Origin of the sequence: Nocardia sp. FBN12 (assembly GCF_050320175.1) — a bacterium.
Classification (GTDB): Bacteria; Actinomycetota; Actinomycetes; order Mycobacteriales; family Mycobacteriaceae; genus Nocardia.
Window position 1 is genome coordinate 5,746,801 of sequence record NZ_CP190048.1, and the last position, 13,724, is coordinate 5,760,524.

The 13,724-nt window shown below is 64.4% G+C and carries 12 protein-coding genes; 4 read left to right on the plus strand and 8 right to left on the minus strand.

Going from position 1 to position 13,724, the window contains the following annotated elements; translation table 11 throughout:
• Positions 1-319: 319 nt before the first annotated feature.
• Positions 320-715 (plus strand): helix-turn-helix domain-containing protein, encoded by a 396-nt coding sequence (locus ACQHI0_RS27195; RefSeq protein ID WP_427904631.1) that lies wholly within the window; start codon positions 320-322, stop codon positions 713-715.
• A 138-nt stretch (positions 716-853) separates the two neighbouring features.
• Positions 854-2,488 carry a HipA domain-containing protein gene (locus tag ACQHI0_RS27200; protein ID WP_427904632.1) on the plus strand — a complete coding sequence of 545 codons (1,635 nt, stop codon included), beginning with the start codon at positions 854-856 and terminating at the stop codon, positions 2,486-2,488.
• Between the two features lie 39 nt (positions 2,489-2,527).
• On the opposite strand, the gene ACQHI0_RS27205 is transcribed toward ACQHI0_RS27200, so the two are convergent.
• The 4 genes from ACQHI0_RS27205 to ACQHI0_RS27220 all read right to left on the minus strand — a co-directional run bounded on the left by ACQHI0_RS27205 (position 2,528) and on the right by ACQHI0_RS27220 (position 7,477).
• Positions 2,528-3,823, minus strand: coding sequence for an acyltransferase family protein (locus ACQHI0_RS27205; RefSeq protein ID WP_427904633.1), 1,296 nt, complete (start codon positions 3,821-3,823; stop codon positions 2,528-2,530).
• Positions 3,824-3,876: 53 nt separating this feature from the next.
• Positions 3,877-5,334, minus strand: coding sequence for a hypothetical protein (locus ACQHI0_RS27210; RefSeq protein ID WP_427904634.1), 1,458 nt, complete (start codon positions 5,332-5,334; stop codon positions 3,877-3,879).
• Between the two features lie 52 nt (positions 5,335-5,386).
• Positions 5,387-6,925 carry a hypothetical protein gene (locus tag ACQHI0_RS27215; RefSeq protein WP_427904635.1) on the minus strand — a complete coding sequence of 513 codons (1,539 nt, stop codon included), beginning with the start codon at positions 6,923-6,925 and terminating at the stop codon, positions 5,387-5,389.
• Positions 6,926-7,096: 171 nt separating this feature from the next.
• The gene (locus ACQHI0_RS27220) at positions 7,097-7,477 is read right to left on the minus strand and encodes a hypothetical protein (protein WP_427904636.1); all 381 of its coding nucleotides are present in this window, start codon (positions 7,475-7,477) and stop codon (positions 7,097-7,099) included.
• Between the two features lie 123 nt (positions 7,478-7,600).
• On the opposite strand from ACQHI0_RS27220, the gene ACQHI0_RS27225 reads away from it, so the two are divergent.
• Positions 7,601-7,798 (plus strand): hypothetical protein, encoded by a 198-nt coding sequence (locus ACQHI0_RS27225; protein WP_427904637.1) that lies wholly within the window; start codon positions 7,601-7,603, stop codon positions 7,796-7,798.
• A 140-nt stretch (positions 7,799-7,938) separates the two neighbouring features.
• Here the strand turns inward: ACQHI0_RS27225 and ACQHI0_RS27230 are convergent, their stop codons facing one another.
• Positions 7,939-8,808, minus strand: coding sequence for a MaoC family dehydratase (locus ACQHI0_RS27230; RefSeq protein WP_427904638.1), 870 nt, complete (start codon positions 8,806-8,808; stop codon positions 7,939-7,941).
• Positions 8,808-10,163, minus strand: a complete 1,356-nt coding sequence (locus ACQHI0_RS27235; protein ID WP_427904639.1) for a 3-oxoacyl-ACP reductase — start codon at positions 10,161-10,163, stop codon at positions 8,808-8,810. The genes ACQHI0_RS27230 and ACQHI0_RS27235 overlap by 1 nt, the downstream gene beginning before the upstream one ends.
• Before the next feature lie 205 nt (positions 10,164-10,368).
• Here ACQHI0_RS27235 and ACQHI0_RS27240 point away from each other — a divergent pair, with 205 nt between their 5' ends.
• Positions 10,369-11,706 carry an acetyl-CoA C-acetyltransferase gene (locus ACQHI0_RS27240; RefSeq protein ID WP_427904640.1) on the plus strand — a complete coding sequence of 446 codons (1,338 nt, stop codon included), beginning with the start codon at positions 10,369-10,371 and terminating at the stop codon, positions 11,704-11,706.
• A gap of 103 nt (positions 11,707-11,809) precedes the next feature.
• Here ACQHI0_RS27240 and ACQHI0_RS27245 read toward each other — a convergent pair whose 3' ends face one another.
• Both ACQHI0_RS27245 and ACQHI0_RS27250 read right to left on the minus strand, forming a co-directional pair.
• Positions 11,810-12,787 carry an alpha/beta hydrolase gene (locus tag ACQHI0_RS27245; protein WP_427904641.1) on the minus strand — a complete coding sequence of 326 codons (978 nt, stop codon included), beginning with the start codon at positions 12,785-12,787 and terminating at the stop codon, positions 11,810-11,812.
• A 107-nt stretch (positions 12,788-12,894) separates the two neighbouring features.
• Entirely contained in the window at positions 12,895-13,593 is a 699-nt protein-coding gene (locus ACQHI0_RS27250) for a hypothetical protein (RefSeq protein WP_427904642.1), read from the minus strand.
• Positions 13,594-13,724 lie beyond the last annotated feature (131 nt).

The window sequence follows — 13,724 nt, forward strand, 5'->3', positions numbered from 1 at the left end:
TACGTACTCCTTCAGTCGATAACGGGCCGGAGCCCCGGTCGTCCCCTGCTACGCGGCCGAATCGGTGCGTGCTCGGGACGGTGTCGCGGAGTGACTCCTACTGGGACCCACAATCGAACACTCGTTGTATGCAACGTTGTCGAAGCGCGCCTGTCAAGCCGAGCGATCAGATCCGCATACCCAATTACCAGTTCGCACAAACAAACTCACTCGATCCTGTTAGCATCAACAAGCCGAGGCGGCGTTCACTTCGCAAGTTCGCAGCTGGCCGCTGCATGCACTTAATGCATCAGTGCAAACAATCTGCTACCCTCGATGCATGGTGAGACAACGGAGCGCGGTGGTCCCTCCCGAGGTCAGCGCCACCCTGCGGCTTGCTCGCAAGGAGCGCGAGATGTCGATGGACCGTGCCGCGAAAGCAGCACGAATCAGCACGAGCCTGTGGACGCAGGTCGAGAACGGAACCCAGTACAAACGCGGCCAGAAGGTCCAGGCCAGCACCACGGCCGAGACCTTGCAGGCGATGGCCGAGGCGGTCGGGCTCGACGCCGAGCCACTGCTGGCGCAGACGGGTCTGGATCCGGTCGAGCCGGAGCCGACTCGACCCCAGCCGGCCGAGGGGATCGTCGACCTCTCCGGGTTGTCCGAAGGGGATCTGCGGATTGTCGCCGCGTACGTCAACGGGCTTAGAGCAGCTAGGCATGTCTCCCAGTAGCTTCAGCCACTCGACCACATTGTGCCCCCTTGTAAGCACGCGAGTCGAACCCCGGCGGCAGTACAGCGGCTATCAATAGCCAACAGCTATGCTGTGCGGGTCAAGGCAGGTCAGACAGCCGAAACTCGGGGGCTTGTTGTGCAATACATTCGCACATACCAGGAGGCGGAGCGCAACGCGGCCGCTCGCATGCAGGAATTGGGATTCGTCGATGCTGAGGTAACCGCCGCCGGCGCGGATGGCGGCGTTGATATCCGCGCGACAACCGCACTGGCACAGGTTAAGTGGCGCGGAGCGGCAGTCTCTCGAAACGAGGTTCAGAAGCTCTTCGGTGCACGTGGTAGCGCCTTCTACAAACGCCTCCTCTTCTTTGCCGCGTCTGAGTATTCGATGCACGCTATCGCCTACGCCGACGAACACCGGATTGCGCTCTTCATCTACGAGCCGAATGGCGCGCTCGTCCCCCGCAATCACACGGCCGCTGAACTGACCTCAGCTCGACGCTCTCTGACCACGAACCCTCGATCAGCGAGCGGAATCTCGACTGCGTGCAACGCCGCAGCTCACCCCAACGCCAACCTCCGAGAACTGAAAAGGATCCGTAGCGGCGACATTTACAAGGCAGGGCATCTAGCTGCTGTGATTGCGAGAACAGACGATGGTGGCACCGAATTCCGGTATACCCCTGAGTATCTCCAATGTCCCAAAGATCCGATCGCCTCCACGCTGCCAGTCGGCAACGCACCGGTGCATGTACCCAGGGGCTCAGTGCCAACCTTCTTCGCAGGTTTGCTGCCAGAAGGTCACCGGTTGGCGCTACTTCGACGGGCAGTCGAGACAAGCGCCGAAGACGAACTCAGCATCCTTCTCGCAGTTGGCGCCGACATGCCGGGCGACATCCAGGTCTTCCCAACCGGCTGCGCCCCCGTCGATGTTCCAAGCCTGATGGAGTGCACGGCGATTGGCCAGGCGGCCTTCGACCGATGTGTCGAAGTGGTTGATCCACATTCGATCCCAGGTGTCCAGAACAAGGCGAGTGCGTCGATGATCAGTACGCCGATCGTCGCGGGATTCGGACGATTCATCCTGAAGCTGTCGCAGTCGGGATACCCACACCTGATAGAGAACGAGGCCGCGCATCTGGCCGCAGCCCGGACGCTGAAGTTGGCAGTCACCGATTCGGATCTCGTGCACGACAGGTCCGGACAGCCGGGGCTACTCGTCCGCCGCTTCGACCGCGTCCTCGATGGAGACACGTGGCGTCGTCTCGCGTTCGAAGATGCCACCCAGGTTCTCGGGTTGCCACCCTCAGCGAAGTACAACGTCGATTCGGTCCAAGTCGTCGAAGCACTCGCCGGCACGGTCCGCGCACCGCTGCTCGCCGCCCGAAATCTGTACTTGCAGTTCCTATTCGCATGGTTGACCGGCAACGGCGACCTACATGGCAAGAACATCGGGGTACTTCAGGACAGCCTGGGACGTTGGGCTATCGCGCCGATTTACGACATTCCATGCACCCTGGTCTACGACGACGACTCGATGGCGCTGCCGATCGTCGGGCGAACGAAGAATCTACGCGCAAAGCACTGGGCCGAATTCGCCGCAGAAATCGGGCTACCCACCAAAGCCGCGAAGTCGGCGCAACAACTCGCACTCCGCGCCGCATCGACAGTCGATCTCGATCAGCTCCGGTTCACCGGTTCACCGTTGAACAGAACTCGACGTGAACTCCGGCTTCGCCGAGGAGAATTGGAGCATACGCTCGACTCGTGAGGACAGGAGCGACTCATTGCACGGACGTCCGCTGGTGGGTCAGCCGACCGGGGATGCCGCTGGTCGTGCGCGGGCGTCCATCTTGGCCATCACGCGATGGCCCAGTGCGAGGGCGGGTTTCTCGATCTTGTTGTAAGACAAGGTGGCCAGGGCGATCGAGATGATGATCCATGTGCACCAGGTGAGCCAGGGTGCGGGACTGCCGATCAGCGAGGTCGGCCATTTGGGTACTGCGTTGATGACGAAACCGTGTACCAGATACAGCGAGAAGCTGATTCGGCCCAGGAACAGCAGTGGGCGCGGAAAAGAACGTCGGAGCAGTAGCAGCGCCCCCGCGAACACCAGATAGGCCCCGATCACGGGAATATTCACCGTCACATCGGGCAATGCGTCTCCGGTTCTGCGCAGGAGTGGAGATCCGAGCAGTTCGAGGCCGGCGATCAAGCAGACGGCGAGCCCGAACACCCCCCAACCGAGCCAGGCCGAGGTCTCGCCCGCTGTCATCCGGTACAGCACGGTGCCGACGAACATCGTCGCAAAAATCGTCACCGCGTACGCCGAGGGGACAGGCTGGTTCAACACCAGCGGAACAACGATCGCGGAAATCAGTACCGCTGCGGCAGCCGCGCGTTTGGTAGCGGCCCGCCATGCGAAGAACGCCGCGACAACAACTGTTACACCCACAACTATCAGACGAGTACGAAGGTTCGCCTCGCCGCCGCTGAGCATCGCGACCGGCAGCAGCACGCCGGCCAAGGGAATCGAACCGATCGCGAAGAGCGCCACCGGCACCGATCGGCGGTTGCACCCGCCGATGAAAAGTAGTGACACGAACGCGTAGAAGGCCAATTCGAAGGCGAGTGTCCACGCGACGACAAGCATCTGTGAGTCGGATCCGCCGATAAAGTAGTGCGCCATCGTGGCATTCGTGGCGAGGTCCAAGGCAGGCTCTTGCAGAAAGCCAGGAGGCCCGCCGTACATGCCCGCAATGTGCAGGAAGACCGCCGCGATCAGGCATACCCAGAACAGGGGGTACAGCCGGAAGAATCGGCCTACCCAGAACGCACCCAACGACCGTCCCCGCTCCATCGACGCGGGGATGATGAAGCCGCTCGCGATGAAGAAGACGAAGACCCCGAACACCCCGCTGTCGAAGTAGCCGATCGAGAACCGGGCGTAGGCTGGCCACAGTTCAGACGAGCAATGCTCGATCACCACGGCCGAAGCGGCGATACCTCGGAGTGCGTCCAGAAACTCGAACCGGCCGCCACGAGTCCGGGCTTTGCCTTCGACTGGATCAGTCGAAACAGGCACCACATCAACAGCTTTAGTCATACCGCACCATCACATCGTCGAACAGGTCATCAATCGTTTGCCGGCAGGATCTATCAGTCCGCCACTGTCACCCAACTCTGCGTTCTGCCCGACGATTGGCCGACCTCGCCGATGACCTGCCCGACCGGCGCACCGGCATCCTTTCTCACCAGCGCGAAGTGTGCACCGGTAGTCAATTCCTCTGCGGTGCAGACCAACTTGTCTGTCACCAGTAGCTCCATCCGCTTGGCATCATCGGCGCAAACCCGAAGGCCGGCGCGCGCCCCGCCCAGCACGAGAGGAACAACTTCGGCCCAAGCTTCGTGCGGTCGGCGTTCCAAGACGATCGGCCGATCTCCGGCCACATCGACCATCGCATCCAAAGCTGCTGGGATACCGACCAATTCGTGGCGCTGATTGGCCAGCGAGTGGGTCATCGCAACCACCACGATCCCGGCGACGAGCAGGCCGACGCCCGCGTATTTCAGTTGGTCGAGCCGCTGGGTGAGACCTATCAGCAGGAGGAAGAACATGAACAGCGGAACGGCGTACGAGAAGTAGCCGATATAGGCCTCGTTGATCTGATCGATGCCGATCATCGCGTAGACCACCATCAGCGCCACCGACGCCGCGCACAAGGCCACGCCGCGCTGCAAAAACCTCTGTCCGCGCGCCACCAATGTGACGAGGACGAACAGCGCGACGAGAATGACCAAACCGAGTCCTCGGTTCGGCCCCCAGAACTGCACCGTGTACGACACCGCGGTCCACGGCATGTGAATGCCGTGGCCACCGCCATAGCCGACGTACTTCGGAAGTTCACCGGGGAAATTCACGATCGTATTGAGCAGGATCGGGAAGGCGAACACAGCAACGACCGCGCCGAACCACCACCAATCCTTCTCGGCGACATCCAGTTTCCATCGTCGGACAACGAGGTAGAGCGCTGCGCCACCCAGCAATGTCACGAAGAACAAGAACTCGGCGTGGCCATGGATGAGCAGTCCGCCGGTGAGCGCCGCGATCCAGAGGTGTCCGGTCCGCCCGGCCAGTACCGAGGACACCGCAACCAGAAAGGCCAGGAACACACCGAAATACACGTAGGGCATCGCGGGCTGGCTGAGCAGTTCGCGGTACGCCGTCACGAACAACAAGCTCGCACCGCCGAGCCCGGCGATAAGCGACCAGGACGGGTACCAGCTGTAGACGATGCCGAGTACCAGGGCCACCATCGTGGCGTTGAAGAGCAGGATGGCGATCGCCTGACCGTTCCACGGTGACGGCACCAGATTCAGCACATCGTAGAAGAGCCATTCGCCGAACGCATCCACATAGATGAGCGCGGGCCCAGGGTGATGAAATCCGACCCTGGAATAGTTGCCGACAAGGAGCTCGAAATCCTTCGCCGCGAGCACCTGGATCGACACGGTCGCACCGTCGCCTTCCTCGAACACCACTCGGGTGAACAGGTCACGACTGCTGGTCAGCAGAGCGGAGGCGTACGCGACCCAAGCCACGAGAAACACTCGCATGGGCCCGAACCGCCCACCACTCGTCCGTGTTCTCTCATCAGTTTTCGTCGTGTCAGTCAACCGCGGTCACCCAGACATGCTGGCTGCCGTTCGCCGGGCCCATCTCGCCGACCACATGCCCAGCGGGGGCACCGGCTTCCTTCCACCACACCACGAAACGGACCCCGCGGGCCAATTCCTCCGGGGTGCAGACAAATTCGGTAGTCACCAGCAGTTCCATCTTGTTGCGATCGTCGGCGCACACCCGACTACCATCACGTACTCCGGCCAGCACGAGTGCGGTCACGTCGGCCCACGCCTTGTGCGGTCGGCGCTCCAGAACAATCGGCCGATCGCCGGCTACCCGCTCCATCGCCTGCAACGAAGCGGGAATGCCGAGGACCTCGTTGCGCCGATTGGCCAGCGAGTGTGTCATCGCGGCGACCACGATCCCGACAACGAGCAGCCCGACACCGGCGAACTTCAGCCACTCGGTCCGCTGGGTGAGACCGATCAGTGCAAGCATGCACATGAACAGCGGCACCGCATACGAGAAGTACCCGATGTAGGCCTGATCGATTTGATCGATGCCGATCATCGCGTAGACCACCATCAGCGCCACCGACGCCGCACAAAACGCCAGGCCGCTGTTCAGGAACTTTTGGCGGCGCGCCACTCGCACCACGAGGATGAAAAGCGCGACGCAGATGACATAGCCGAGCAGGCGGCTCGGCCCCCAGAACTGCATTGCGTACGACACTGCGGTCCACGGCATGTGGATCCCGTGCCCACCGCCATAGCCGACGTACTTCGGAAGTTCACCGGGGAAATTCACGATCGTATTGAGCAGGATCGGGAAGGCGAACACAGCAACGACCGCGCCGAACAGCCACCAGTCCTTCTTGGCGATCTCCAGTTTCCATCGCCACACGACCAGGTACAGCGCCACCCCGCCCAGAGCCGGCACGAAGAACACGAACGCCGCGTTTCCGTGAAAAAGCAATCCGCCGGCCAGCGCCGCGATCCACAGGTGTCCGGTCCGCCCGGCCACTACCGAGGACACCGCGACCAAAAAGACCAGGAAAATCGCGAAATAGACATAGGGAAACCAGATCCCGCTGATCAGGTCGCGATACACCGTCACGAACAAAAGGCTCGCACCGCCCAGCCCGGCCATGAGCGTCCACGACGGATACCAGCTGTAGACGACGTTCAGTGCCAGAGCCATCATCGCGGCGTTGAGCAGCAGAATGGCGATCGCCTGACCGTTCCACGGGGTCGGCACCCACTGCAGCACATCGTGGAAAAGCCACTCACCGAACGCCTGCACATAGATCAACGCTGGTCCGGGGTGATGAAAACCGATCCGGGAGTAGTGTCCGATGAGAAGGTCGAAATCCTTCGCGGCGATCACCTGGATCGAGAAGGCCGCTGCGTCCTCGTGCTCGTACAGCATTCGGGTGAACAGATCACGGCTGCTGGTCAACAGAGCCGTGGCATAGGCGAGCCACGCCACGATGAATACTGCGAGTCCCCCCGGCTGAAACGTGGTGCGTACTTCTTCTTCGACCCGTACCACCGGATCGACAATTACCTGATCAGATTTCGTCACACCACACCGCAAATAGTTCGAACAGGGCCTACCAACCCATAGCCGGCGATCTTAGTGCCAGCTGGGCAACACTGAGCAACGGGAGTCGATGGCCATCGTGGGCAATGCCCTCAGCGACCGAAACGACGAGTGCCCCGCTCGTCAGCAGGGCACTCGTCGTCAGGTGGTAGGTCAGGCAGCCGGGGCCGGGGTCTCCACCGGCTCCTCTTCGGCCGCTGCCGAACCGCTGGTCAGGGCCTTCAGAATCGTGGCCAGGCTGTCGGCCGAACCGGTGGTGGCGTCATCGCCGGTCGCGGGGTCGGTCTCGTCAGCGATATCGTCGCCGGTTGCGGGGTCTGCCGGGTCTTCGGCCGCTGCCGAACCGCTGGTCAGGGCCTTCAGGATGGCGGCCAGGCTACCGGCCGAGCCGGTGGTGGCGTCGTCGCCGGTCGCGGGGTCGGTGGTCGCGGGCGGCGGGGTGGTCTCTTCAGTGGCGGACGCGATGCCCGTGCCGAACATTGCCATCCCGGCGGCGATGACGATGCCGAAGCTGAGCGTGCGAATCTTCTTCATGAAGTGAAACCCCTCGGTATTAACCATGATTATCGGCCTTGTTGCCGACTGAAAGTTTCTAACACGCGTTACAGACACCTCCCTAGCCCGAAATATTCGGGGCGCCCGCATCGCTGTTGCTGCATGATTGCTGAGGCGGTGAAATGCGGCGGAATTCGTTTCTGGAGTGTCATCTCGATGATTCGCCGATTGTCGCACGGAGCGGAAGGTGCCGGCTCGACCAAGATCATTACCGCTGGACAATCGATCAATCGCACGCGCCGCGCGGACCTGCGCCGCGACAAACGGCCGAGGTCGTGCGGCCTGCTTGCGCCGAACTGAACTGAGTACCCAGTTACCGTTCGGCTTAGACCATGATAGATCTCACTCACAGAACCTGTAACAGATTGCCCTCGAATTCGATCGCGGCAAAACAAAAGGGCCGCACACCCCCTGGAGTGTGCGGCCCTGTCGGTGGGGACTCAGCGCAAAGTCGCGGTGAGGTGTGGGTAGCCCTTTTTCGGGTGCAGGATGGAGAGGTCCCAGCCGGATCCGGCCTGCTCGGCGTAGATGTTCACCGAGGACGGCAGGAAGATCGGCTTACCGAATTTGACCGCGTAGGTGGTCTTTTCGGGGACACGGCCCTCGATGGTGCTGAGGATCGCGGCTGCCGACCACATGCCGTGGGCGATGGTCTGGGGGAAACCCATTGCCTTGGCGCCGATTCCGGAGACGTGGATCGGGTTGCGGTCGCCCGACGCGGCGGCGTAGCGGTTGATCATTTTCTGATCGACACGCTGCACGCGCAGCGGGGGCGGGGGGACCTCGTCGGCGGGGGGTGCCGATTTCGGGCCGCCCGACAGCGACGTGCGCTGCTGGTGCAGGAACGTGGTCACCTGACGCCAGACGAGTTCGCGGCCGACGCGGATCTCCGTGATCGCGTCCACCAGAAGGCCTTTCGGGTGTTCACGGAGATTCTCGATGTGGGCCGAGAAGTCGAGGGGCTCGGCGACCGAGATCTCGCGGGTGCGTTCGATGACGTTCTCGAAATGCACCGCACCGACCGCGCTGAACGGGAAATCCCGTGCGACAACGAGTTCCATCATCAGCGGGAACGCGAGGATGAAGGGGTACGTCAGCGGCAGAGTATCGCTGAAACGCAGGCCGGTGGCGTGGCAGTAGTCGGCCAGGTGGTCGGGGTCGACCCGCACACCTTCGACGACTACCCGGCGATCGGGCAGGGTCGGCTTGCGACCCGACAGCGCGGCGGGCAACGGGATGGCGCCCAGCGCCGCCTTGGCGTACAGGCCGCCGTTGCGGGGAACCTCGGTGAGGGTGATCGTCTGAGTCATCAGGCGCCGATCAGGCTCTGACCGCACACGCGAACCACGTTGCCGCTCACCGCGTTCGACGCGGGGCTCGCGAAGTAGGCGATGGTCTCGGCGACGTCGACGGTCTGGCCACCCTGCAGCAGCGAACTCATCAGGCGACCGGCCTCACGGGTGCCGACGGGGATGGCGGCGGTCATGGCGGTCTCGATGAAGCCGGGTGCCACCGCGTTGATGGTGATGCCCTTCTCGGCCAGCAGCGGTGCCTCGGCGTCGACCATGCCGATGACACCGGCCTTGGAGGCGCCGTAGTTGGTCTGGCCGCGGTTGCCCGCGATGCCCGCGATGGAGGACACATCGATCACGCGGCCGCCTTCCTTGAGCACACCCTTGGCGACGAGGCCGGAGGTGATGCGGTGCGGGGCAGCGAGATTGACGTTGATCACCGAGTTCCAGCGGCCCTCGTCCATGTTGGCGAGCAGCTTGTCGCGGGTGATGCCCGCGTTGTGGACGACGATGTCGATGCCACCGAAACGCTCGGTGGCGAAGTCGGCCAGACGCTCGGCGGCGTCGGGCGCGGTGACGTCGAGGGCCAGCGCGGTGGCGCCGATCTTGTTCGCGGTGTCGGACAGCGCCTCGCCCGCGGCGGGGATGTCGGCGACGATCACGGTGGCGCCGTCACGGGCGAACACCTCGGCGATGGTGGCGCCGATACCGCGCGCGGCACCGGTCACGACGGCGACCTTGCCCGCGAGCGGCTTGTCCCACGAGGCCGGGGCGACCGAATCGGCGGAACCGACCCGGATGACCTGGCCGTCGACGAAGGCCGACTTGCCCGACAGCAGGAAGCGCAGGGTCGACTCGAGACCCGTTGCGGCAGCATCGGATTCGGGGTGCACGTAGACGAGCTGGCCGGTGGCGCCGCGCAGCAGCTCCTTGGCGACCGAGCGGGTGAAGCCCTCGAGCGCGCGCTGGGCGATCTGCGCGTCGACCGACCCGACCAGTTCGGGGGTGGTGCCGAGCACGACGACACGGCCCGACGGCGCGAGGTTGCGCATGGCGGGCTGGAAGAATTCGAACAGCTGCGCGAGCTTGTCGATCGAGTCGATGCCGGTGGCGTCGAAGACCAGCGCGCCGTACTTGGTGCCCGAGTCGAGCGAGTCCGCGACGGTGTAATCCGACAGCAACGCGCGGACCGGCTCGGCCAGGCGGCCCTTGCCACCGAGCAGCACCGGGCCGGGCAGCGCGGGCTCGCCGGCCTTGTAGCGGCGCAGTTGCGCCGGCTGCGGGAGGCCCAGCTTGCTCGCGAGGAACGCGCCGGGGGCGGAGTGGATGAAAGATCCGTAGAGGTTCGGTGCACCCTTGCTCTTGGCTGCCACTGTTCCTACCTTCTCTGTGCTCGACGAGTGTGTGACCGTGCTCCGCCCAGTGTCCCCCGTGTGAGCGCACACTTGCGGGTACGGTGTCGACAACGAACTTACTCCGGAGTAAGTTTAATGTAAACCGATACGACGCCGCGACCGCACGGGGGCCCATTCCACCGGCCGGCGTTACCCGGAACCGACGAGACCATGGAGAACTCGAGTGACTAGCAAAGCCCGCTCGGCGACGGCCAAGGCCGCAGCTAAGCCTGCCAAGGCCGCGAAGACCCAGCACCCGGTCGCCATCGTTGGCGGCAATCGCATTCCGTTCGCGCGCTCCGACAAGGCCTACGCGAAGGCGTCCAACCAGGACATGTTCACCGCCGCGCTCGACGGGCTGATCAGCCGGTTCGGCCTGCAGGGCGAGCGCCTCGGCATGGTCGTCGGTGGCGCTGTGCTCAAGAAGGTCGGCGAGCACAGCCTGATCCGTGAGAGCGTGCTCGGCTCGAAGCTCTCGCCCTACACCCCGGCCCACGACCTGCAGCTCGCCTGCGGCACCGGCCTGCAGTCGATCGTCACCGTCGGTGACGCGATCGCGCTCGGGCGCATCGAGTCCGGCATCGGCGGCGGCGCCGACACCACCTCCGACGCGCCGATCGGCGTGAGCGAGGACATGCGCGAGTGGATGCTCACCGCCAACCGCGCCAGGACCAACAAGGACAAGCTCAAGCTGGTCGGCCAGCTGCGTCCCTCGATGCTTGGCATCGAGATCCCGCGCAATGCCGAGCCGCGCACCGGGCTGTCGATGGGCGAACACGCCGCCATCACCGCCAAGGAGTTCGGGGTCGCCCGCGAGGCGCAGGACGAGCTGGCCTACCTCTCGCACAAGAACATGGCCGCCGCCTACGACCGTGGCTTCTTCGACGATCTGATCACGCCGTTCCTCGGCCTGACCCGCGACGACAACCTGCGTCCCGGCTCGACCGTGGAGAAGCTGTCGACCCTGAAGCCGGTGTTCGGCGTCAAGGCGGGCGGCGCCACCATGACCGCGGGCAACTCGACCCCGCTCACCGACGGCGCGTCCGCGGTGCTGCTGTCCACCGACGAGTGGGCGGCCGAGCGCAACCTCCCGGTGCTGGCCCACCTGGTGGATTCCGAGGTCGCCGCGGTGGACTACATCCACGGCCCCGACGGCCTGCTGATGGCGCCCACCTACGCGGTCGCGCGCCTGCTGGCCCGCAACGGCCTGACCCTGCAGGACTTCGACTACTACGAGATCCACGAGGCCTTCGCCTCCGTGGTGCTGGCCACTCTGGCCGCGTGGGAGTCCGACGCCTACTGCAAGGAGCGCCTCGGCCTCGACGGCGCGCTCGGCTCGATCGACCGCAGCAAGCTCAACGTCAACGGCTCCTCGCTCGCCGCGGGCCACCCGTTCGCCGCGACCGGCGGGCGGATCGTCGCCTCGACCGCGAAGACGCTGGCGGAGAAGGGATCCGGCCGCGCGCTGGTCTCCATCTGCGCCGCGGGCGGGCAGGGCGTGGTGGCGATCATCGAGCGCTAGCTCGCACTGATCACACAGCGACGGCGGGTGGTTTCTCCGGAAACCACCCGCCGTTCGTCGTCTGAGCTCAGCGGCACATCGGGTTCGGCTGCGCGGATCGCAGTCAGCTCGCGTCGATAGCGGCGGCGATCAGCGGCCAGGAGTTGTGGAGGTCTTGTTCCCAGTACCGCCAGGTGTGGGTACCTGCGGGGCGAAACTCGGTGTGGGCGGGGATGTTCAGTTCCGCCAGCCGTGCGGCGAGGCGCTGGGTGCAGTGGTTGGCGGCGGCTTCGATGGCGCCGCCGAGGAGGATCTGGTCGGTCATGCCGATGACCTTTCCTGGCGTCGCTCCGGGCGGCAGGGTTTCGGCGACGCCGGGGAGTCCGTTCGCACTGGACAGGTAGATCGCCTTGCCGCGCAGGCGTTCCGCGTTGAGGTAGGCGTCGTTCGCACGCCAGGCGGGGTCGCCGGGTGGGCCCCACATATTGGCCGGATCGGCGCCGCCGCGGGCGAGGACCAGGTCGATGGCGACGCGGCCCATCGGGTCATCGACCGAGGCGCAGCCGCTGTAGGCGCCGACGGCACGGTAGCGGTTGGGCGCGGCGATGGCCAGGTTGAGCACCGCGGTGGCCGACATCGACAGGCCGGCAATGGCATTCACGCCGGTGGTACGCAAGGTGGTGTCGATGATCGGCGGGAGTTCCTCGGTGAGGAAGGTCTGCCATTTGTTGCGGCCGAGCTTGGGATCGTCGCGCTGCCAGTCGGTGTAGTAGGAGAAGGCGCCCGCCGCGGGCGTGACGACGTTGACGTTCTTGTCGGCGAAGAACTGCACGATATCGGTCTGGTTGTACCAGTTCGCGATATCCTCGCCGCCGCCCGCGCCGTTGAGCAGATACAGCGTCGGCCGTGGCGCGCTGGTGTCATGCGGCGTGATGACCTGCAGCGGGATCACCCGGTCCATCGACGCGGAGTACACGTGCAGCGTCTGCTGTCGCTGGCCGGGCCGTTCGATCCGATCCAGGCGCGATCCGTCCGCACCGGCGGTTCCGACGGCGACGATCGACAGCGCGATGACAGCGAGCGCGATCAGCACGGTCCGCATACAGGTGAACACGATTCCTCACAGGGTTCGAAACAAGGTGCGCCACAAGGAGAATGGAACGCCGGGACGGCAGCGCGAGACCGTCCCGGCGACCAAGTGCTGGGAGATCAGCTACCGATCAGATCGCCCAGCACGTCGGAGATGATGTCGCTCAGCGAGCCGGTGGAGCTCAGCTGGCCATCATCGGAACCGAGCCCGTTGTCGCCGAGGCTGCCGATCACGGTCTCGCCCGCGTTGGCGCTACGCGCGGTGAAACAGGCGGTGAGGCCGGGCATTTCGTTGCTGACGCCCACGGTGCCCGCGACGCCGACGCCACCGCTGGTGACCATCTGGCCCACCTTGATGCCGCTCGGCACGGGGTAGGTGATGGTCAGGGTGACCGGGTTGCCGGAGTTGACGAACCAGCCGGTGCTGGTGACCTTCCAGCCGCCCGCGTTGGGTTCGGCGGTGACGTCCTCGGTGACCTGGCCGCCGATCGCGTGGTAGGCGGTGATGGTGGTCTTGGTGGGTGCGCCGAAGCCGACGGGCGGGAAGTCGGTGATGGTGTTGACGTACGGGTTGCCGATGCCGGTGGTCCCGACGATCACCTTGTAGGTGACCGAGGTGCCGACGCCGATCTGCTCGGCGCTGGCGATCTTGTCGTAGACGTGGGTGACACCGACGGTGCTCCAGTCCTGTTTGGTGTCGTGGCTGCTCACCGCGCAGCCGGCGGCAGCGGCGACGCCGGAACCGAAGCCGACACCGATACCGGCGACGACCAGGGCAGTAGTGGCGATGCCCGCGGCGATACGCGAAGTCCGGAACATGATTTCCTCCAAGGCTGACCCCCTTCGGGCCACAACGTAACGGCCCTACTGGACGCTTGTCCTAGGAACAGGAACGCGTTCTCATTTTTGTGGAACATTCACATTCCAAATTGCGCCGGAAATGCGGCGGC